Raw genomic sequence first — 21055 nt, forward strand, 5'->3', positions numbered from 1 at the left:
TGATGTCTTGTTTCAAACCACTTGAATGCCGTTCTGCACCCACAAGTGGTGGCTCGGATCCTCCTGTGCCGTGTATTGAACATAGTCGATGCCGTCGGCCTGTTGCGTGCCATCGGCGACCCAGCCATCGGTCATGTGCACGCTGTCCCTGTCGTCACCCTTGATCAGCAGGGTGTTGTTGTCCGAAGAGGTAATCGCCAGCAGATCGCTGAGATTCAATGTCAGCGCAACCGCACTGGAATGGTTGAGGTCGAGGATTTCGACGTTGTGGATCTTGCTCTGCAGATCGCCGAGGTTGATCGACACATCGCCACCGGCCCAGAGCAGGGTGTCGGTGCCGCTGCCGCCGTCCACCGAGGTGAACTGCTGATCGGCGATGATCAGCGTGTCGTCGCCACCGCCACCTTGCAGCGTGACGGCGCCACCGTGCGAGCCGTCGAGGGTGTCGTTGCCTTCGGTGCCCTGGATCAGTTCGCTGCCAGCGACATGGGCCAGACCGAGGTCATCGCTGGCCAGTGCCGAGAACGCGGTGCTGGCGAATGCGCCGGCATTGTTCAGGTCGATGGTCAGCGTCGCGGTATCCACGGTGCCGTTGGGGTGGGTGAGTTGGTAGGTGAAGGTGTCTTCCTGGCCGATCACCGCATCGGTCAGGCCGGCCTTGAGCGTGTAGGTGTAGTTGCCGTTGGCCTGGACCACCAGGGTGCCGTAGTTGCCGACCAGCGAGACGCCGTTGTACCCCGGCGCGACGTAACTGCCAGCGACCAGCACGCTGAGCAAGGTATAGACCGAGCCCAGTACATCGGCACCGCCGCCCGCGGTGTCGGTGAGCAGGTTGCCCGATACCGGTGTGTAGCTGCCGACCACGAACTGATTGTTGTAGGTCGCGACGTTGATCAGGCTGGTGTTGACGCTGGTCAGCAGGCCGAGGCCGCCCACTGCCACCCGCACCTGATAACTGCCGGCGGTCTGGTCGTCGAACTTGATCCCGTAGTTGCCGCCGCCGAGATTGACCAGGGCGTTGCCGCCGTAGCTCTTGACCAGCACGTACTGGTTGGTGGCGGTATTGAGTTTGTACAGGCCCACCGTCATCGAACCGAGCAGCGCCAACAGGTTGCTCGAATTGACCACCACGGTCAGGTCACTGACGGTATCGGCCGCGACCACGGTGTTGTAGTTACCGCTGCCGCCGCCCAGCAGGACATTGAACGTGCCAAGGGCAGAGTTGGTGGTGACTTCGCGGTTGATCAGGCTGACGTCAGTCGAGGCGACGTCTGGCGTGGCATCCACCACCAGCGCCGGGCTGCCAAGGTTCGCGTCGTTCCACACTGCGCTGGCTTGCGGGCTGTCGATGCGCACGTACAGATTGGCGGTGTCGCTCAAGCCGTTCGGGTGCACTAGTTGGTAGTTGAACACGTCGACTTTGCCGACGCTGCCAACACTGCCGTTCGGTTTGTAGCTGTAGTTGCCGTTAGCGTCGATGGTCAGCGTGCCGTACAACCCTTGCACCGTGGTGCCGGCCCCAGCGCTGACCCAGGCGCCGTTCTTGAAGATCTGCAATTGCGCGCCGTTGTCCGGGCCGGTCTGATCGGCCGTGCCATCGACGCCGACGTTGGTGATGACGTTGCCGGTCACCGCTGGCCCGGCAATGCCGTTGAACTGGGTCAGGCTGCTGACATCCAGTTGCAGCTGGGTATTGACCGTGGTCAGCACGCCGATACCGGTGCTCGAAACCGTCAGTCGATAATCGCCTGACAGCAAATTACCGATGTCGACCCGTACGCCCTGGCCGGCGAGCGCGATCAGGTCAAGCAGGCCGCCGCTGCCGTTGACATCCAGAGTGACCCAGTTGCCACTGGCATCTTTCACTTGCAGGGTGTAGACCACGCCATCGATCAGCGAAATCAGACTGCTGGTGGTCAGCGTCAGGGTCGGATCAAGACGCGTGCCGCCGGCGACGGTGAAGGTGAAGGTTTTCGAGAATCCGGCCAGCAGCGTGGTGAACGAGTCGTTGAAGGTCTGCGACGCGGTGACCGGTGCCAGGGTGACGGTGCCGACGGCGAGGTTATCGCTGGCGACCACTGGCGCGTTGACGTCGACGTCCGGCGCAATGACGTTGGCGGCCACCGAAACGTTGCCGCGTGCGTCGCTGAGATTGACGGTGAGGTTTTCGCCGTTGATCTGCGCGCTGCTCAGGGTGACGGTAAACACGCCGAGGTTGTTGACCGTGGCGGTGCCCAGAACGGCGCCGCTGGCCGACTTGATGGTGACGGTTGCACCGGCTTCACCGGTACCGGTGACGGTCAGGCCATCGGCACCGACCAGCAGCGCCGTTGCCGCAGCGGGCGGTGTCAGGTCTGGCGCCGTCGCGGTCGCCGCTGCCGATACGTTGCCACTCGGATCGGCCTGGGTGACGCTGAGTACCTGGCTGTTGATCTGCGCCGATGCCAGTACTACCGAAAAGCTGCCGTTGGCGGCAACGGTCGCGGTGCCGAGCACCACACCGCCGACGCCGCGTACGCTGATGGTCGAACCGGGCACACCGACGCCAGTGAGCGCGGTGCCGCTGCCATTGACGCTGACGCCGGTCGGCGCGCCGGGCGCGGTAATGTCCGGCGCTGTCAGGCTGGCGTTGGGCGACAGATTGCCGGCCGGGTCGACCAGACGCACGGTCAACAGCTGCCCGTCGAGTTGTGCGGTGTTCAGGTTGAAGCTGAACGTGCCGCCACTGCCCACGGTGGTAGTGCCAATCAGCGCGCCGCCGGGGCCGTAGACGTTGACCGTCGCACCGGCTTCGCCCGTACCGCTCAAAGTCAGACCGTTGGCAGCGAGCGTCAGACCGCTGGCCGCGATCGGCGCCTGTACGTCAGGGGCCGTCAGGTTGAAAACCGGCGACAGATTGCCCGTCGGGTCGGCCTGTTGGACGTTGAGCTGTTGGCCATTCAGTTGCGCGCTGGACAGTTGCACGGTGAAGGTGCCGCCAGCATTGACCACGGCGGTGCCGAGGACGGTACCAGCCGCATTGGTCACGCTGACGGTCGCGCCGGCTTCACCCGTGCCGCTGACCGCCAGGCCGGTGCCGTTCAGGCTGACATTGCTCAGCGGCGCCGGCGCTGTGGTATCGGCGACGCTGAGGTTGGTAACCGGCGAAACGTTGCCCGCCGCATCACTCTGCGTGACGCTGAGTTGCTGGCCGTTGAGTTGCGCGGAGGACAAGGTCACCGAGAACGAGCCATTGCCCGCCACCGTCGCCGTGCCCAGCACCGCGCCACCCGCACCGCGAACAGTGACGGTGGCGCCGGCTTCACCGAGCCCGCCGAGCACCAGTCCGGCACCGCTGAGGACCAGTGCTGTCGGAGCGGCCGGGAGAGTGATATCGGGCGCAGTTACGTTAAGACCGGATGAGGTGTTGTTGGCCGCATCGGTCTGTGTCGCATTGAGCACCTGACCGTTGACCTGCGGCGTATTGAGCTGTGCGCTGAAAGTGCCATTGGCGCCAACCGTCGCATTGCCCAGCACCACGCCGCCAGCGCCGGTGATGGTCACTGACGCGCCGACTTCGCCGCGACCGGTAACCAAAGTGCCGTTGGCGTTGACCGCCAGATCGCTGAGTGGCGCCGGCGCCGAGGTGTCACCTGCGGTGATTTCAGTCGGCAGCGAGGCGCCACCCAACGCAGTGTTGGCGGTGACTTCGAGGCTTTGGCCGTTGGTTTGCGCGGGCGTCAGCACGACGCTGAACGTGCCATCCGCGCCGGTGACGCCGGTGCCGATCAGACTGTTGTCCGGCGCGTAGACATTGATGATCGTGCCAATGGCCGCAGTGCCGGTCAGCGTCAGACCATCGGCCGTGAGCGCCAGATTGGCTGGAGCATCCGGGGCCGGAACGGCCGGAACGATCAGGCTGGCATCTGCCGAAATGTTAGTCGCCACGTCGATCTGATTCACCGTCAGCACCTGGCCGGCAGTGATGCCCGAATCCAGATCGATCAGGAACGTGCCGTTGGCGGCCACTGTGCCGGTGCCGACGATATTGCCCAGCGCATCGGTCACTTCGACACTGGCGCCGGCTTCGCCACGACCGGCGAGTTGGCTCAGATCGCCGCTGATGGTCAGACCAGTGACGGCATCTGGAGCGGTAGTGTCATCCGCCGGGTAGAGCAGCACTGGCGATGCGTTTTGCGCTTCGTCCGTCGCGATCACTGACAACAACTGACCATTGGCCTGAGCCGGATTCAGCGTAACGGTGTAGGTGCCGTCGCCCAATGCCACCGCCGTGCCGAGCACGGTGCCGGTGGCGGACAGCACAGTCACGGTGCTGCCAGCTTCGGCGGTCCCGGCGAGCAAGGTGCCGGCGCCGGTCAGCGATGTCACCGTTGGTGCGATCGGTGCAGTGCTGTCCGGCGCGTCGACCAGAACGGGCTCGGACTGGTTGTTTTGTGCATCGGCCTGCACGACCGACAGTGCGCGGCCATCGAGTTGCGCAGCCGACAACGTGACGCTGAAACTGCCATCTGCCGCCACCGTCGCCGTGCCGAGCACCACCGCGCCGTCAAGCACGGTGACGGTTGCGCCGGGCTCGCCGGTACCGGTGACGGTCAAGCCGTCCTGGCTGACGTTGAGGTCGGCCACTTCCAGCGGATCAGTGCTGTCGCCCGCTTGCAGAGGTGCTGTGGGTGAAATGTTTGAAGCCGGATCAGTCTGATTGACGCTCAACAGCTCGCCATTCACCTGCGGCGGGTTGAGGGTCACGCTGAACGAGCCATTGCCGGTCACGGTTGCCGAGCCCAGTACCGTGCCAGTCGCACTGAGCACGCGCACCGTGGCGCCGGCTTCACCGGTACCGGTCAATGTCACGCCGTCGGGCGCGAGAACGAGGCCGGTGGGCGCAGCGGGCAGGGTGATGTCCGGCGCAGTGACGGGCACGATCGGCGAAGGGTTGCCCGCCGCATCGCGCTGGATCACCGACAAGGCTTCACCATTGAGCAACGGCTGGTCGAGCGTCACGCTGAAACTGCCGTCGGCCTGCACCGTGCCAGTGCCGACGATGGTGCCCAGCGCATTGGTGACGACCACCTGCGAGCCAGCCGCACCGGAGCCGGTGATCAGGCTGCCGCTGGCGTCGATATCGACATCGGTCAGCGCGGCAGGAGGCGTGCTGTCCGGCGCGGTCAGGGTGCCGGCAGGCGAGGCATTGCCGGCCGCATCCGCCAATACCACAAACAGCGCTTGGCCATTGGTCTGCACCGGGGTCACGGTGATCTGGAAACGACCATCGCTGCCCACCGTGCCTGTGCCCAGTTCGGTGCCATCGGCCGACGTCACACGGACAGTGGCGCCGACTTCGCCGGTACCGGTGAGCAGGCCGCCATCGGCATTCAGTTGCAGATCGGCCGGCGTCGCTGGCGGGGTCAGATCCGGGGCGGTGACCGTGACCGGGGCGCTGACGTTACCGGGTGGATCAGCCTGCTGCACGCTGAGGATCTGTTCGTTGATCTGCGGCGGATTGAGGGTGACGCTGAACGTGCCGTCGCCGAGTACCACGCTGGTGCCGAGCAAAGTGCCGTTGGCATCGCGCACGGTCACGGTCGCGCCGGGTTCGCCAGTACCGATGACCAGCGCGCCGGACGAGTTGATATCGACGTTGTCCAGTGGATCAGGTGGGGTGAAGTCCGGCGTGGTCAGGTTCACTGCCGGCGAGTCGTTGCCCGCTGCGTCGGCCTGGACCACGGTGATCACTTCGGCATTGGTCAACGCCGGGTTCAGTGGCAGCGTGAAGGTACCGGTCGCGCTGACCACGGCGGTGCCAAGCACGTTGCCGTCACTGTCGATGACGCGCACCTGCGCGCCCGGTTCGCCGCGCCCGGTCAAGCTTGCGCCGTCGCCGCCGATGCTCAGTTGCGAAACGGCCGCTGGCGGTGTGCTGTCGACCGAAGTGAACGGCGTGGCTGCCGAGGTGTTGCCCGCTGCATCCGTCAGCGACACGGTCAGCGCCTGGCCGTTGGCTTGCGGCGTGGTCAGGGTGATCGCAAACGTGCCGTCGATGCTCACGGTGCCGGTCCCGACCAGCGCTCCGGCGGTGTTGTACACGTTGACCGTGGTGCCGGCCTCACCGGTACCCGACAGCAGCGTGCCGTCAGTGCTTGCCACCAGCGCCGCCGGCGCATTGGGCGCGAGCAGGTCCGGGGCGATCAGGTTGACGCTGTTCGATTCGTTGCCGGCGGTGTCGGCCTGGCTCAGGCTCAAAGTCTGACCAGAGGTCTGTGCCGGGCTGAGAGTGACGCTGAAGGTGCCATTGGCCGCCACCACGGCGCTGCCGAGAACCACTCCACCCGTGCCGAGCACGGTCACCGTGGCGCCGGCTTCACCGCGCCCGGTCAGGGCCGTGCCGTTCGGTGCCAGGCTCAGTTCGCTGAGCGGCGTTGGCGCGGCGATATCGGCAGCGGTGTAGTCGGTCGGGGATGAATTGATACCGGTGCTCGACGTCGCCACGGCAGACAGCTGTTCGCCGTTGAGTTGCGCGGCGTTGAGGGTGACGCTGAAAGTGCCATTGGCCGCCACCAGCGCGCTGCCGAGCAACACGCCCGAGGCATTGCGAATGCTCACGGTGCTGCCGGCGGTGGCCGAGCCGGTCAGGGTCAGGCCGTCAGCGCTGAGGGCCAGATTGGTCGGTGCGCTTTCCGCCAGATTGCCCGGTGCAGTCACCGGCGCTGCCGGTCCGGTGTTGCCGGCAGCATCGATCTGCACCACGGAAAGATTCGATCCAGCCACCGCAGCCGGGGACAACGTGACGCTGAAATTGCCATTGCTGGCAACGGTCGCAGTACCCAGCAAAACACCTCCGGCATCGCGAACTTCCACGCTGGCGCCGACCTCGCCGATGCCGGTCAGGGTGGCACCATTGGCGCTCACCGCCAGATCGCTCGCCAACAACGGCACCGTGCTATCGACCGCATTGAGGATTGCCGGGGCCGACGGATTGCCTGCCGCATCGGTGGCCGTCACGTTCAGCGACTGGCCGTTGGTTTGCGGGCTGTTGAGAGTAATCTGGAAAGTGCCGTTTGCGGCCGCCGTGGTGGTACCGAGAAGATTGCCCTGGCTGTCGCGTACGGTCACCGTACTGCCGGCCTCGGCGTTACCGGCCAGTTGCACGCCGGCAGCATTGAGAGTCAATGCGCTCGGAATCGCCGGCGCGGTCAAATCCGCGGCGATGATTTCAACCGCCGTCGAAACGTTGCCCGGCGGATCTTCCTGAGTGACGGTCAGCACTTCGGCATTCAGTTGTGCTGCGTTGAGGGTGACAGTGAACGCGCCGCCACTGCCGACCTGCGCGGTGCCGAGCAAGGTGCCGTCGGCGCTGCGCACGGACACCGTTGCGCCCGGTTCGCCATGACCAGTGACGGTGACGCCGTCAGCATTCACCGCGACTTGGGTCAGTGCAGCTGGTGGGCTGATGTCGGGTGCGTTGACACTGGTTGATGGCGAGACGTTGCCGGCAGGGTCGGTCTGGCTGATCGCGAGCGCCTCACCATTGCTCTGCGCTGGCGCCAGGGTCACGCTGAACGAGCCGTCCGCGCCAACTACGGCGCTGCCTAGCACGATGCCGTTGGCGGTGGTGACATTGACGGTTGCGCCAGCTTCACCCGTGCCGCTGAGGGTGCTGCCATCGGCGCTGATCAGCGGATTCTGCACGGCGGCCGGCGGGGTGCCGTCGACGGTGACCACGCCAGTGGAAATCGAGGCGTTGCCGTTGGCGTCGGTCAGAGTGACCTGCAGGGTTTCGCCGGTGTTCTGCGCATTGGGCAAGGTGACCTGGAAATTGCCGCTCTGATCGACCACGCCGGTGGCCAGAACATTGCCGGCGGCATCGCGCACGGTCACGGTGCTGCCGGCTTCGCCCTGGCCTTTGACCACGGTGCCGACGTCATTGATGCTCACGCCAGTCGCCGCAGCTGGCGGTTGCAGATCGGTAGCGATAATGCCGGCGGGTTGCGACAGATTGCCGGCGGCGTCGCTCTGGATCGCGGTAAGCGCCTGGCCATTAAGTTGTGCCGGCGTCAGCGTCAGGCTGAACGTGCCGTTGCTGGCGACCAGTGCAGTACCGAGCACGGTACCTGTGGCGTCGGTGACAGTGACCGTCGCCCCGGCCTCTCCGCGTCCAGTGAGTGTCGTGCCGTTGGCATTCAGCGCCAGATTGGTCACAGCGTCCGGCGCCGTGCCATCGATCGCCGTCACCGTGCCCGGAATCGACACGTCACCGTCGGGACTGGTGGCCGTCACCTGGAGGACTTGCGCATTGATCTGTTTGCTACTGAGCAACAGGGTGAAGCGGCCGAAGCTGTTGATCAGCCCGGAGCCGAGCACCGTGCCGCTGCTGCTGGTCACCGTCACGGTGCAACCGGGCGTACCGGCGCCGGTCAGGGTGAAACCATCGGCACTCAAAGCCAGATCGGTCGGGGTCGCGACCTGGGTACCGTCCAGTCCTGCCAGCGGCACAACGGGCGAATCATTGCCGCCGCCGTCAGTGCTGATGACTTCCAGATTGCCGCCAGGCTCGGCCGGTGGACTGAGGGTCACGACGAAGCGGCCGTCCTCACCCGCCGTTGCGGTACCCAGCACGAGACCGCCGCCAGCAATGCTGACGGTGACCGTCGTGCCCGGTTCGGCAAGTCCCGACACTTGCGTGCCGGCGGGGTTGAGCGCGAGATCGCTGACCGGCGCCGGTGGCGTGCTGTCAGGCGCGGTGACATTGCCGGGAAGCGAACTGTTGGTGCCGTCCGACACCACGACTTGCAAGGCTTCGCCATTGGTCTGCGCCGTATCGAGGTTGACCGTGAAGGCGCCCGTGCCGTCAGCGGTTGCGGTGCCGATGACGTTGCCGTCGGCATCCAGCACCTGCACCGTGTTATTGGGCTGCGTGGTGCCGGTGACCGTGGCACCCGCCGGATCGATGAGCAGACCGCTCGGTGCAGGTGGGGCGGTGATGTCCGGTGCGGTGACCGGTGTGGCGGGCGAGGGCAGGGCGCTCGCATCGGTCTGGATCACGCTCAGCACCTGACCGTCGAGCTGAGCCGGGCTCAGATTGACGCTGAAACTGCCGTCGCTGGCGACCACCGTAGTGCCGAGCACCGTGCCGTCGGGCGCGCTGACGGTTACGGTGCTGCCCGCTTGCCCGGTGCCGGTCAAGGTCACGCCGTTACTGGCGAGCACGAGATTGTCCGGCGCCAGCGGCGCGGTGGTGTCCGCTGCGGTCAGCGGCGTGTTGGGGGAGACGTTCACGCCATCCGATTGGCTCACTTGCAGTTGTTGGCCATCGATCTGCGGGCTGTTCAGCGGCACTGTAAAGGCGCCGCTGCCGTCGACGATTGCGGTGCCCAGCACATTGCCGGCCGAATCCTTGACCGACACCGTGGCACCGGGTTCGCCGGTGCCACTCAGTTCAGTGCCACCTGCATTCAGCGTCAGATTGGAAGGGGCAGTGGGGGCCTGGATATCCGGCGCTTCAACTGGAACTGCCGGCGAGCCTGAAGGCGAGCCATCGCTCTGCACCACGCTGAGGTTCTGGCCATTGGTTTGTGGCGAGGACAGGGTGACTTCGAACCGGCCGTTGCTGCCGACCAAAGCTGTTCCCAGCACGGTCCCGTTGGTGTCAGTGACAGTAACGGTGGCGCCGATCTGACCCGCGCCGGAGACTACGGCGCCATTGGCGGAAATGCTCACATCGGTCACGGCGACCGGCGTGGTCAGATCGGGTGCGGTGACGTTGACCGGCGCCGAAGGATTGCCTTCCGCGTCGGTCTGGATCACTTGCAGTTGTTGCGCATCGGTCTGTGGTGTGGAAAGTGGAACGGTAAAATTGCCATCGGCATCCACCGTGCCCGTGCCGATGATGTTGCCGGCCGGATCGCGCACAGTGACCGACGCACCCAACTCACCCTTACCGGTGAGCGTCTGCCCCTGAGTGTCGAGCGCAAGATCGGAGACGGCCGTCGGCCCTTGGGTGTCAGGCGTCACGAAGTTCAGTGGTGCGGAAGTGTTGCCAGCGGCGTCGCTGGCACTGATCTGCAGTGTTTCGCCATTGTTCTGCGGACTGCTCAGTTGCAGGCTGAACGTGCCGTCCGCCGCCACCACGGCCGTGCCGAGCACATTGCCGTTGGCGTCGCGCACCGTTACGGTCGAACCGGGCTGGCCGCGTCCGCTCAACTGCGTGCCATCGACGCTTACCGCGATGTCGCTGGGTTGAGTCAGGCCATCGAGATCAATGGCGATAACGGTCGCTGCTGGCGAAGGGTTGCCGGCGGCGTCGGTGACCAGCACGCTCAGCGCCTCACCATCGATTTGCGCGGCATTGAGTTGCACAGTGAACGAGCCATCGGCGGCGACCAGAGCCGTGCCGAGCAGCGCGCCTTGGGCATTGGTGACGCTGACTGTGCTGCCGGGTTCGCCACGGCCGGTCACCGAAAGGCCATCGCTGCTCACGGCCAGATCCGTTGCAGCGGTGGGGCCGGTGATGTCTGGTGCATTGAAGGTGACGGCCGGCGATTGCGCACCGGCGCTGTTGACTGCCACGATACTGAAGGTTTCACCGTTGGCCTGCGCACGAACCAGCGTCAGCAGGAAAGTGCCGTCAGCAGCCACCGCCGCACGCCCGAGCAATTCGCCGTTGGCGGCACGGACTTCAATCGTGGTGCCGGCCCGGGCGGTGCCGGTCAGTTGGCTGCCGTCGCTGCTCAAACCAAGATTGCCTGGCGTCGTCGGTTCGACGATCTCCGGCGCGCTGACCGTTGCGCCGGTCGAGGTGTTGCCTGCGGCATCGGTGGCATTCACTGTCAGCGGCTGACCGCCGGTTTGCGCGGGGCTGAGGGCGACGCTGAAAGTGCCATCCGCCGCCACCACAGCGCTACCGAGTAGCGTGCCATCGGCGGCGCGCACCTGGATGGTCGAGCCGGCTTCACCGGTCCCGCCGAGTTGCGTGCCATCGGGGCTCACGCTGAGATTGCCTGGTGCGGTCGGCGCGGTGGTATCCGGCGCAGTGACCGTACCCGGTGTCGAAACGTTGCCCGCAGGGTCGGTGAGCGTGACGTCGAGCGGCTGGCCATTGTTCTGTGGCGTACCCAGGTCGACCTGGAAACTGCCATCGGCGCCAACGGTTCCGGAACCCAAAAGGTTGCCGGCTGCATCGCGTACCTGAACGACACTGCCAGCTTCGCCAAAACCACTCAGCACCCGGCCATCGGCCGACAAGGTTAATCCGGTCGCGGGCGCAGGAGGCGTTGCGTCTCCACCGCCACCACCGCCGCCGCCACCACCACTTCCGCCCGCAGCGGCCGCCGCACCACCCGCGCCCAACAGGCCAAGCCCAGCAATCGCCCAGGCCGGCGTTGCGCCATCCACCACACCGACGCCAGCGATCAGCTCGTCCAGCGAATTGATTTCGTCAAAGGTAAAGCCATTGAACGGCTCGGCGCTGTAGCGCGCCTGCCACAGCGTCGCGTCGTCACCCTGAAAGACAATGTCATTGGGCACGCCGTCAGGGCTGGTGACAAAGAAATTGGAGATTTTGATTTGCTCGCCTGACTTCAGATTGACGATCAAATCCTGACCGCTGCGACTGGTCGACGCCAATTGATCGGGCCGAACCGGCATTTGTACAACTGAAGGCTGATTGAGCTGAACATTGCCCCAGTTCTGGGCAGTGAGCTGAGAATTGGCTTTGTCGGCAATGACGATGTTGTCCATTACTACTCCCTGTAAATGGGTGGGGCGGACGTCCACGGATGGTTTTAAAACCATAGATAGGGAGTGTCAGATGGGGCTGCCTGATTTTTGACGAGCGGATGGATGGGCCATTTGCCCACGTTTATCTCTTTGAAAATCTGTTCTATTCAGGTCGTTACCGTTTGTCGGGACGTTGGATCCAAGGGGTTTTTGGGTGCAACAAAATGTGTCGTTTTCGACATTGTCCAAAGGGACGCTGGAAAAGGTCCGGGCGAAAACGCCGAGGGTGATGGCTAAGCGATATTGAATTTCTCAAAGCGCAGGCCAACCTCCGCAGCTGCCTGTCTGCGAAGGTATTAATCAATAAGCGTAGAAGGGGGGAAGGCTTTGTATAAGAAATCCTGTTTTACCGTTTCAGCGGTTCTTTCTATCCCTCAGCAGTTAATGCGCTAGCTATCGATCGCCGAAGTGATCGGACGATATCCAGCGCAGACTGATCGCTAACGCTACCGGGGCACTGATCAAACATATGTGGCGCCCCAGGGTAGACATGCAGTTCGACGGCAGCCCCGGCGCGCGACAGACGCATGGCAAATGCAACGTCCTCTTCCAGGAACAGATCCAGCGCCCCGACGGCCAGAAACGTCGGTGGCAAGTCACGCAGATCGTCTTGCAGGGCCGGCGAAAACCAGCCGATTGGCAGATCATCCAGCGCTTGGTCAGCGCGCAGGCAATCCCAACAGAACTGGTTGGCTTGCGCCGGCCAGCCAATCACTCCGGTCGTGCTGTTCTGGTGAGGCGAGGCCGGGCTGCCCGAACGGTAATCGAGCATCGGATACACCAGCACCTGGCTGGCGATGGAATATACGCCGCGATCCCGCGCCACAATTGCCAGCGCTGCTGCCAGACCTGCACCGGCACTGTGACCCATGACGATCACGTTGTCGGCGTCCATGTTGAGCGTTTGCCGGTGGGCGACAACCCAGCCGAGGGCGGTGTAGCAATCTTCCAGGGGAATAGGGAAGGGGTGCTCTGGCGCGAGACGGTAATCGACAGCGACGATGATCGCCTGAAGTGCTTCGGCGAGGTTAGCCAGATAGTCATCGGCCATTTCGGGGCAACCAAGGACGAAGCCTCCACCGTGGATGTACAGGATCACCGCAAAATTACCGCCCGGTGCCCCGGCGGCGGGCCGGTAAAGACACAGGCGCAAATCCTCACCGTCGTGGGCCTTGGTCCATAGGCTTTCACCGCGCGCTTGTTCTCGGGATTTGAACGTCGCATGGACACGCTCCCTGATCGCGGGCAGCGTCTCCAACGTCCAGGCTTGTGCGCCGGGGGTTAAAAAGCTTTTGAAGTCGGGATCCAGCAGTTCATGTGCTTTCACGTTCTGCCTCCTGTTCTCGAATGAGCGAGCGCCTCTGATCGAAGCGCCGCCCACGGTGGAGTTACAGCCAGGCTTTGATCTGCGCGCAGACAGCCGGCGTCGAAATGCCGTAGCGATCATGCAGCGTCGGCAGGGCACCGGCGTCGAGGAAGGCGTCGGGCAACGCGATCTGTCTGAAGGTGGGCGTCACGCCATTGCGCAACAACAACCCGGCAACCGCCTCACCCAAACCGCCGATGATCGAGCTGTTCTCGGCTGTGACCACCAGACGCCCGGATTTGCGTGCTTCGGCGAGAATGGTTTGTTCATCCAGCGGCTTGATGGTCGGCACGTGCAGCACGGCCACATCAATGCCGTCGGCCTGCAACTGCTTGGCAGCTTCCAGCGAGCGCATGGTCATCAGCCCGGTGGAGATGATCAGCACGTCGTTGCCCGTGCGCAGAGTCTTGGCCTTGCCGATCTCGAATTTATAACCGTACTCGTCCAACACCAACGGCACATTGCCGCGCAGCAAACGCATGTAGACCGGGCCTTGGTGAGCGGCGATGGCCGGCACGGCCTGTTCGATTTCCAGCGCATCGCAAGGGTCGACAATCATCAGATTGGGCATGGCGCGGAAAATAGCCAGATCATCGGTGGCCTGGTGGCTCGGCCCGTAGCCGGTAGTGAGGCCGGGCAAACCGCAGACGATTTTGACGTTGAGGTTTTCCTCGGCGATGGCCATGCAGATGAAGTCGTAAGCGCGGCGCGAAGCGAACACCGCGTAGGTGGTGGCAAACGGCACGAAACCCTCACGCGCCATGCCCGCCGCAGCGCTCATCAGCAACTGTTCGGCCATGCCCATTTGATAGAAACGCTCCGGATGCGCCTTGGCGAAAATGTGCAGGTCGGTGTACTTGGACAGGTCAGCCGAGAGACCGACGATGTCCGCGCGCTGGTCTGCCAGCGCTGCGAGCGCATGGCCGAACGGTGCCGAACGGGTCGCCTGGCCCTCGGAGGCAATCGAGGCAATCATCGCCGAGGTGGTCAGGCGCTTTTTCACCGGCGCGCCAGTAGCAGTCGAAGTCGCAGTATTGGCGGTGTTGCTCATTGGTCTTTTCCTTCTTCAAGGTTGCTCAGTGCCAAGTCCCATTCGTGCTCTTCGACGCGAATGAAGTGGGTCTTTTCCCGGTTCTCCAGAAACGGCACGCCTTTGCCCATTTTCGTGTCGCAGATGATCACGCGCGGTTGCCCGCCGGGGTGATTGCGGGCGGCATCGAATGCAGCGACCAGGGCGTCGAGGTCATTGCCGTCGACGCGCTGGGTGAACCAGCCGAAGGCTTGCCAGCGATCGACAATGGGTTCGAACGAAAGAATCTCGCTGGAGTAACCGTCGGCCTGCTGGTTGTTGACGTCGACGATGGCGATCAGGTTGTCGAGCTTCCAGTGCGACGCCGACATCACCGCTTCCCAGGTCGAGCCTTCATTGAGTTCGCCATCGGACAGCAGGTTGTAGACGAACGAGGCCGAGCCTTTGCGCTTGAGGCCCAGGCAGGCACCGACCGCGATGCCCAGGCCCTGACCCAGCGAGCCGCCGGTGATTTCCATCCCCGGGGTGTAGGCGGCCATGCCCGACATCGGCAGGCGGCTGTCATCCGAACCGTAGGTTTCCAGCTCGTCGAGCGGAATGATCTCGGCTTCGATCAGCGCTGCGTACAGCGCAATGGCGTAGTGGCCGATGGAGAGATAGAAGCGATCGCGCTGCTCCCATTCGGGATCTGCGGGGCGATGATTCATCGCATGAAAGTAAGACACCGCCAGCAGGTCAGCCGCGCCGAGGGCCTGGCCCACATAGCCCTGGCCCTGAACCTGGCCCATGCGCAATGCATGGCGGCGAATGTTGTGCGCGCGCTGGGTCAGGCTCAGCGATGCAGCGTGTGCAAGATTAGTCGTCATGATGAAACTCCGTTGACTCAACGATTGACCAAAGCGGCAGGAATACGCAGGACCAGGCTGGCGCCGAGGAACAGCACGCCGGTGATGAGGTACATGCCGATGGCGCTGGAACCGGTCAGGGTGGTGATCCAGCCGATCAGATAGGGCGAGCAAAACCCGGCGAGGTTGGCGAAGCTGTTGACCGCGGCGATGCCGGCGGCCGCAGACACCCCGCCAAGCAGCGTGGTGGGCAGCATCCAGAACAACGAGGTGGCGGAGAGAATGCCGGAGGCGGCCAGGCACAGGCTGAGGATCGACAAGGTCGGGTTGCCGCCCATCATTGCTGCCAGGCTCAAGCCGATCGCACCGGCGATCATCGGCACGATCAGGTGCCAGCGGCGCTCGCGATGTTTGTCGCCACTGCGGCCGACCAGGAGCATGGCGGCGATGGCGCACAGGTAAGGCAGGCTGGTCAGGAAACCGATGTGCAGCGGGTCGGAAACCCCTGCATTACGCACCAGTGTCGGCAGCCAGAAGGTGATCGCATATTGGCCCATGACCACACAGAAGTAGATCGCCGCCAGCAGCCACAAGCGCCGGTCGCGGATGAACTCGCCGATCGAGGCGTGGGTGACCTTTTGCTGGTCGTCTTCGGCCAGTTCGCGAGTGATCAGCGCTTTTTCCTCGTCATTGAGCCAGGTCGCCTGATGCACGCCGTCCTTCAGATAACTCAGCACCAGCAGGCCGACGACCACGGTGGGCACCGCCTCGAGAACGAACATCCACTGCCAGCCGGCCCAGCCGTGCACGCCGGCAAAGTGGTTCATGATCCAACCGGACAGCGGGCCACCGACCATGCCTGACAGCGGAATGGCGATAAACCACAACACGGTCATGCGCGCCCGCCGATAGGACGGAAACCAGTAGGTGAGATAGAGCAGCAGGCCCGGCGCCAGACCGGCTTCGGCAATCCCCAGGAGAAAGCGCAGGGCGTAGAACTGCCAGGCGGTTTCGACGAAGGCGAACAGCGCCGAGACGATGCCCCAGGTGATCATGATCCGCGCAATCCACACCCGTGCGCCGACCTTGTGCAGGATGATGTTGCTAGGCACTTCGCAAAGGAAATAGCCGATGAAAAACACCCCCGCGCCCAGTCCGTAGACCGTTTCGCTGAGGGCCAGATCGTTCATCATTTGCAGCTTGGCGAAACCGACGTTGACCCGGTCCAGATAGGCGCACAGGTAGCACAGCATCAGGAACGGCATCAGCCGCCAGGCCGTTTTGCGATAGGCAGAAGAACGCACGGTCGAAACCGCTTCGAGCGACAGGGTAGTCATGATGGTCTGATCTCTTGTTTTTATTGACCGCTAGGCCATCAGGCCCGGCTGCATCATCGATCCAGAACCGCACGGGCCACGCAGGCCCGCCCAGAGTTACTCAGTGAATCAGCATGCCGCCGTTCACATCGAGGGTGATGCCGGTCAGATAAGCGGACAGGTCGCTGGCCAGAAACAGCGCGGCGTTGGCGACGTCCTGCGCTTGACCCAGGCGCCCGAGCGGAATGCCTTCGATGATGGCGTGGCGGCGGTCATCCTGCATCAGGCCGCCGGTGATGTCGGTGTGAATCAGGCCCGGGGCGATGGAGTTGACGCGGATATTGTCCGGCCCCAATTCCCGCGCCATGGCCTTGCCCAGCCCCAGCACACCGGCCTTGGCCGCGCTGTAATGCGGGCCACCGAAGATGCCGCCGCCGCGCTGGGCAGACACAGACGACATGCAGACGATGCTGCCGGAAGACTGTTGGCGCATCAGCGGAATCACCGCCCGGGACATGAGCAAAGTGCCGCGCAGGCTGACGTCCAGCACCTTGTCGTAGTCCGATGGGCGAATATCCAGAGTCTTCAGTGGCTGGGTGATGCCGGCGTTGTTGACGAGGATATCGATGCGCCCGAAGTGCTCGATGATGGCGGCGACGGCTTGCTGAACCTGCGCTTCGTCGGCCACGTTGGCCGCCAGGCCCAGATGACCTTCGCCCAGTGCTGCGGCGGCGTCACGTGCTGCGGATGCATCCAGATCGAGGATGACCACGCGAGCGCCGTGTTGCGCAAATGTACTGGCGGTAGCGCGGCCAATGCCACGGGCAGATGCGGCACCGGTAATGATTGCGACTTTGCCTTGAAGAAGCATGGAGGATTCCCTCGAATTGTTTTTATTGGGTCGGTGTGTAAGTAACCGATGACTCAGCTTGTCCTCCGGGGCGAGCGTGAGCAATAACGCGGAAGTCACTCAATGCTGAAAAAAATTCAGCACTCGTCAGGCCGTTTCGCAAATGCTTGAATGAAACCGGTCCGTACATCACAAGAAATCACCACGGAGTCCCCATGCGCTCAGACACTGAGGCATCGATCATCCTGCCACCGCTGAAAGCAATTCAGGCCTTCGAACAAACCGCGCGCTTCGGCAACGTCGCCAGAGCGGCGGAAGTGCTGGACCTGACACCCTCGGCAGTCAGCCATCAACTGGCGAAACTGGAAGGGATGATCGGCCGGCAATTATTCGTCCGTGCTGCCCGTGGCGTCTCGCTGACGCCGGTCGGCGAGCAATACCTCAAGGAAGTTTCCGGGATTTTGCACAGTCTCGCCGTTGCCACCGAACGTGCTGCCAGCGATGTCAGCCTCGATTGCCTGCGCTTGCACTCGTCGCCAAGCTTCGGCCTGCTCTGGCTGATGCCGCGCCTGGAAGCGTTTCGCGCCAGTCACCCGGACATACAGATCAATCTGTCGTGCTCCTATGAATCGCTGCACTTCAGTCGCGACAAGATCGACGTCGATATCCGCCATGGTCTGCCGAACTGGCCAAGCTATGAGGTGCGCACGGTCAGGAATGAGACGTTCGCGGTGCTGACCTCACCGAAACTGCTCGCGCAACGCCCGGTGCGCGGGGCGGCGGATCTGCTGGAGTGCGATCTGATTCTGTCGGAAGCCACCCTGCTCAAATGGCCGCAATGGTTTGCTCAGCATGGTCTGGCGCGTCCGGAACGGCCTTATGCATTGAGCTTCGATCGCTCGTACATGTCGCTGGAAGCGGCGAGTCATGGCTTGGGTTTCGCGCTGGAAAGCACATTGCTGGCGCAGAAGTATCTGGCCGCGGGCACGCTGGTTGAAGTCGCGCCTGAATCACTGAGTGCTGCGGTGGCTGCGCACCATTTGGTATTCCCCAAGGCGCACTCCAGCTTTCCACGGGTCAGGCGTTTTCTGGCGTGGATGGAGAGCGAGTTGGGCCACGAGTTCGCGTATTGAGTCGGGATCAATTCTTTCAAACTCTCTGAACCGCTCAAGGTCAATCCAATATCGGTCTTGATCATTCACGCAAGAACGCACTTTACCGCGCGCTGCCGATCCGCGAAAAACCAAAGGCTGAGCAGGCTCTTGTTTTCTGTGTTCATCGTTTCTTTAGAAGGGGCTGATTTATGGTCATCACATGTCTGGGATGGGGATCACTGATCTGTAAGCCGGGGAAGCGATGAGCACCCGCAGCCAGGCGCAGATTGCCGCGATCTTTGATCAGCTGTTGGCACTGCGAGAAAGCGTGGACATTCTTCAGCACGTGGAGAGCGCTAGCGTCGAGTCGCTGCGTGGCCATCAGACCGTGGACGCTCCCGAGTCGCTGGATCTGGTGTTTCAAAAGCTGCATGAAGACATCGCCAGCATGGAGGAAACCTTGGCGACGATTGCCGAGGCTACCGGGGATGTGTCGAAGTTGTGAGGCGCGCGCGGGGTGGCATGCAGAGATGATTTGCCTGGTCTGGCGTCTTCGCGAGCAGGCTCGCTCCCACAATGGATTTGTGAATCGACTGATTTCCGGGATCTGACGCAAAACCCTGTGGGAGCGAGCCTGCTCGCGAAAGCGCTGGGTCAGGCACTTACTCTGTTGGATGTGCCGACGTTATCGCGAGCAGGCTCGCTCCTACAACGGGGCTGGGTCTCTGACCACGCGCAACGCATCCACCACCAGTGAAAACGCCGGCGACGGTTGGCGGCGGCTGGGGTAGTAGAGGTGGAAGCCACCGAACGGTTCGCACCAGTCTTCCAGCACTCTGACCAAACGCCCTTCAGCCAGATGCGTACCGAACTCGTCTTCAGGCAGGTAGGCAATCCCTAACCCGTTCACAGCCGCGTCGGCGATGTGCACGGTGGAGTTGAACACCAGTTGCCCGTCGACTCGCACTTTCAACTTTTTGCCCTGACGCTCGAATTCCCATGCATCGACGCCGTCGTAGGTCGGAAAGCGGATGTCGATGCAACGGTGCGCCGCCAGATCGCGCGGATGTTGCGGGGCGGGGTGCTGGGCGAAGTAGCTGGGCGAAGCGACCACGGCCATGCGCAGTGGCGGGCCGATCGGTACGGCGATCATGTCCTGGGCGACGGTATCGCTGAAACGCACGCCGGCATCGAAGCGGTCGGCCACGATGTCGCGGAAACCGTAGTTGATATCGAACTCGAGCTTGATGTCCGGATATTGCAGCAATAGTGGCGTCAGCTTCGGCAGCAGAGTGGTCTTGATGATGTTGTCGCCGCAGGTGATGCGCACCGTGCCAGCGGGCTTGTCGCGCAGCTCGGTGAGAGCGTCCAGCTCGGCTTCGATCTCATCGAAACGATGACCCACGGTGTGCAGCAAGCGTTCGCCGGCCGCGGTCAGTGACACGCTGCGTGTGGTGCGGGTAAGCAAGCGAATTTTAAGACGTGCCTCCAGCGCCGAGACTACCTGGCTCACCGCCGATTGCGTCACGCCCAGTTGCACCGCCGCGCGGGTGAAGCTGCCGCTGCGGGCAACCGTGACGAAGGCAAGCAGGTCGTTGAAATTGGGTTTGGCCATGGCGCAATGTTCAGCTCTATTGATTAGCAGCAGTTATAACCGCATTAAGCACTCATTAGCTAATCAAAGTCTCGAGCGTGCGCAACAATACCTTCATCCCGGCCACGACTGGCTTCTCGATCAAGGACGCCCCCATGAAACGACTGTTCATACTGCTCGGGTTTCTCCTGAGTTCATTCACTGCATTCGGAGCTGACATGTCCCACGGTGCCGACAATTTCTTCAAAAGCGACAAGGTGACCGCGCAGAAGGTCAGCTTCAAAAATCAATATCAACTCACCGTGGTCGGCAACCTGTTTGTCCCTAAAGGACTCGACCCGGCAGCCCGCAGCGCGGCGATTATCGTTGGTCATCCGATGGGCGCGGTAAAGGAGCAGAGCGCCAATCTGTACGCACAGAAACTGGCGGAGCAGGGCTTTGTCACCTTGTCGCTGGATCTGTCGTTCTGGGGCGAAAGCGAGGGCGCGCCGCGCAATGCCGTGCTGCCGGACATGTATGCCGAAGACTTCAGCGCGGCCGTCGATTACCTCGGCACACGGCCATTCATCGACCGCGAGCGCATCGGCGTGTTGGGCATTTGCGGTAGTGGCAGCTTCGTGATCAGCGCGGCGAAAATCGACCCGCGCATGAAAGCCATCGCCACGGTCAGCATGTACGACATGGGCGCCGCCAACCGTGACGGCCTAAAGCATTCGCAAAGCCTTGCGCAGCGCAAGCAGATCATTGCGCAAGCGGCCGAGCAGCGTTACGCCGAGTTTACTGGCGGCAAAGTCGAATACACCGGCGGCACGGTGCTGGAACTGAAGGCCGACACCCATCCGATCCAGCGTGAATTCTTCGATTTCTACCGCACCCCGCGCGGCGAATTCACCCCGGCCAGCTCGACGCCGCAACAGACCACGCGTCCGACGCTGAGCAGCAACACCAAGTTCATGAACTTCTATCCATTCGTCGATATCGAGAGCATCTCGCCGCGCCCGATGTTGTTTATTGCCGGTGCCGACGCGCACTCCCGTGAGTTCAGCGAAGAGGCGTTTCGGTTGGCGGGGCAGCCGAAAGAACTGGTGATTGTGCCGAATGCCGGTCATGTCGATCTGTACGACCGGGCCGAGCTGATTCCTTTTGCCAAGCTGACGCAGTTCTTCAAGAGCAACCTGAAGTAACTTT

At 63.0% G+C, this 21055-nt stretch carries 10 protein-coding genes; 3 read left to right on the forward strand and 7 right to left on the reverse strand.

The annotated features are described in order from the left end of the window. Positions 1 to 12: 12 nt before the first annotated feature. The 6 genes from AB4O12_RS06225 to AB4O12_RS06250 form a co-directional block, all read right to left on the reverse strand. Complete coding sequence (locus AB4O12_RS06225) at positions 13 to 11733, reverse strand: BapA/Bap/LapF family large adhesin (protein ID WP_460060841.1); 11721 nt, start codon at positions 11731 to 11733, stop codon at positions 13 to 15. Between the two features lie 406 nt (positions 11734 to 12139). Further along, positions 12140 to 13099, reverse strand: a complete 960-nt coding sequence (locus tag AB4O12_RS06230) for an alpha/beta hydrolase (RefSeq protein WP_460060843.1) — start codon at positions 13097 to 13099, stop codon at positions 12140 to 12142. Positions 13100 to 13160: 61 nt separating this feature from the next. After that, positions 13161 to 14189 (reverse strand): transketolase family protein, encoded by a 1029-nt coding sequence (locus tag AB4O12_RS06235; RefSeq protein ID WP_460060845.1) that lies wholly within the window; start codon positions 14187 to 14189, stop codon positions 13161 to 13163. Continuing rightward, positions 14186 to 15034 (reverse strand): transketolase, encoded by an 849-nt coding sequence (locus AB4O12_RS06240; RefSeq protein ID WP_150635577.1) that lies wholly within the window; start codon positions 15032 to 15034, stop codon positions 14186 to 14188. Before AB4O12_RS06240 ends, AB4O12_RS06235 begins: the two co-directional genes overlap by 4 nt. Before the next feature lie 17 nt (positions 15035 to 15051). Then, positions 15052 to 16350 (reverse strand): MFS transporter, encoded by a 1299-nt coding sequence (locus AB4O12_RS06245; protein ID WP_460060848.1) that lies wholly within the window; start codon positions 16348 to 16350, stop codon positions 15052 to 15054. Positions 16351 to 16450: 100 nt separating this feature from the next. Continuing rightward, positions 16451 to 17200, reverse strand: a complete 750-nt coding sequence (locus AB4O12_RS06250; RefSeq protein ID WP_460060850.1) for an SDR family NAD(P)-dependent oxidoreductase — start codon at positions 17198 to 17200, stop codon at positions 16451 to 16453. A 194-nt stretch (positions 17201 to 17394) separates the two neighbouring features. Here AB4O12_RS06250 and AB4O12_RS06255 point away from each other — a divergent pair, with 194 nt between their 5' ends. Further along, on the forward strand, positions 17395 to 18312 hold the full coding sequence (locus tag AB4O12_RS06255) for a LysR substrate-binding domain-containing protein (RefSeq protein WP_024012668.1): 918 nt from the start codon (positions 17395 to 17397) through the stop codon (positions 18310 to 18312). A 223-nt stretch (positions 18313 to 18535) separates the two neighbouring features. After that, positions 18536 to 18778, forward strand: coding sequence for a hypothetical protein (locus AB4O12_RS06260; RefSeq protein WP_110645864.1), 243 nt, complete (start codon positions 18536 to 18538; stop codon positions 18776 to 18778). 201 nt (positions 18779 to 18979) lie between these two features. On the opposite strand, the gene AB4O12_RS06265 is transcribed toward AB4O12_RS06260, so the two are convergent. Then, complete coding sequence (locus AB4O12_RS06265; RefSeq protein WP_095179691.1) at positions 18980 to 19888, reverse strand: LysR family transcriptional regulator; 909 nt, start codon at positions 19886 to 19888, stop codon at positions 18980 to 18982. A gap of 134 nt (positions 19889 to 20022) precedes the next feature. Here AB4O12_RS06265 and AB4O12_RS06270 point away from each other — a divergent pair, with 134 nt between their 5' ends. Continuing rightward, positions 20023 to 21051, forward strand: a complete 1029-nt coding sequence (locus AB4O12_RS06270; RefSeq protein WP_150742621.1) for an alpha/beta hydrolase — start codon at positions 20023 to 20025, stop codon at positions 21049 to 21051. Positions 21052 to 21055 lie beyond the last annotated feature (4 nt).

This window comes from Pseudomonas sp. S2_A05, assembly GCF_054668485.1.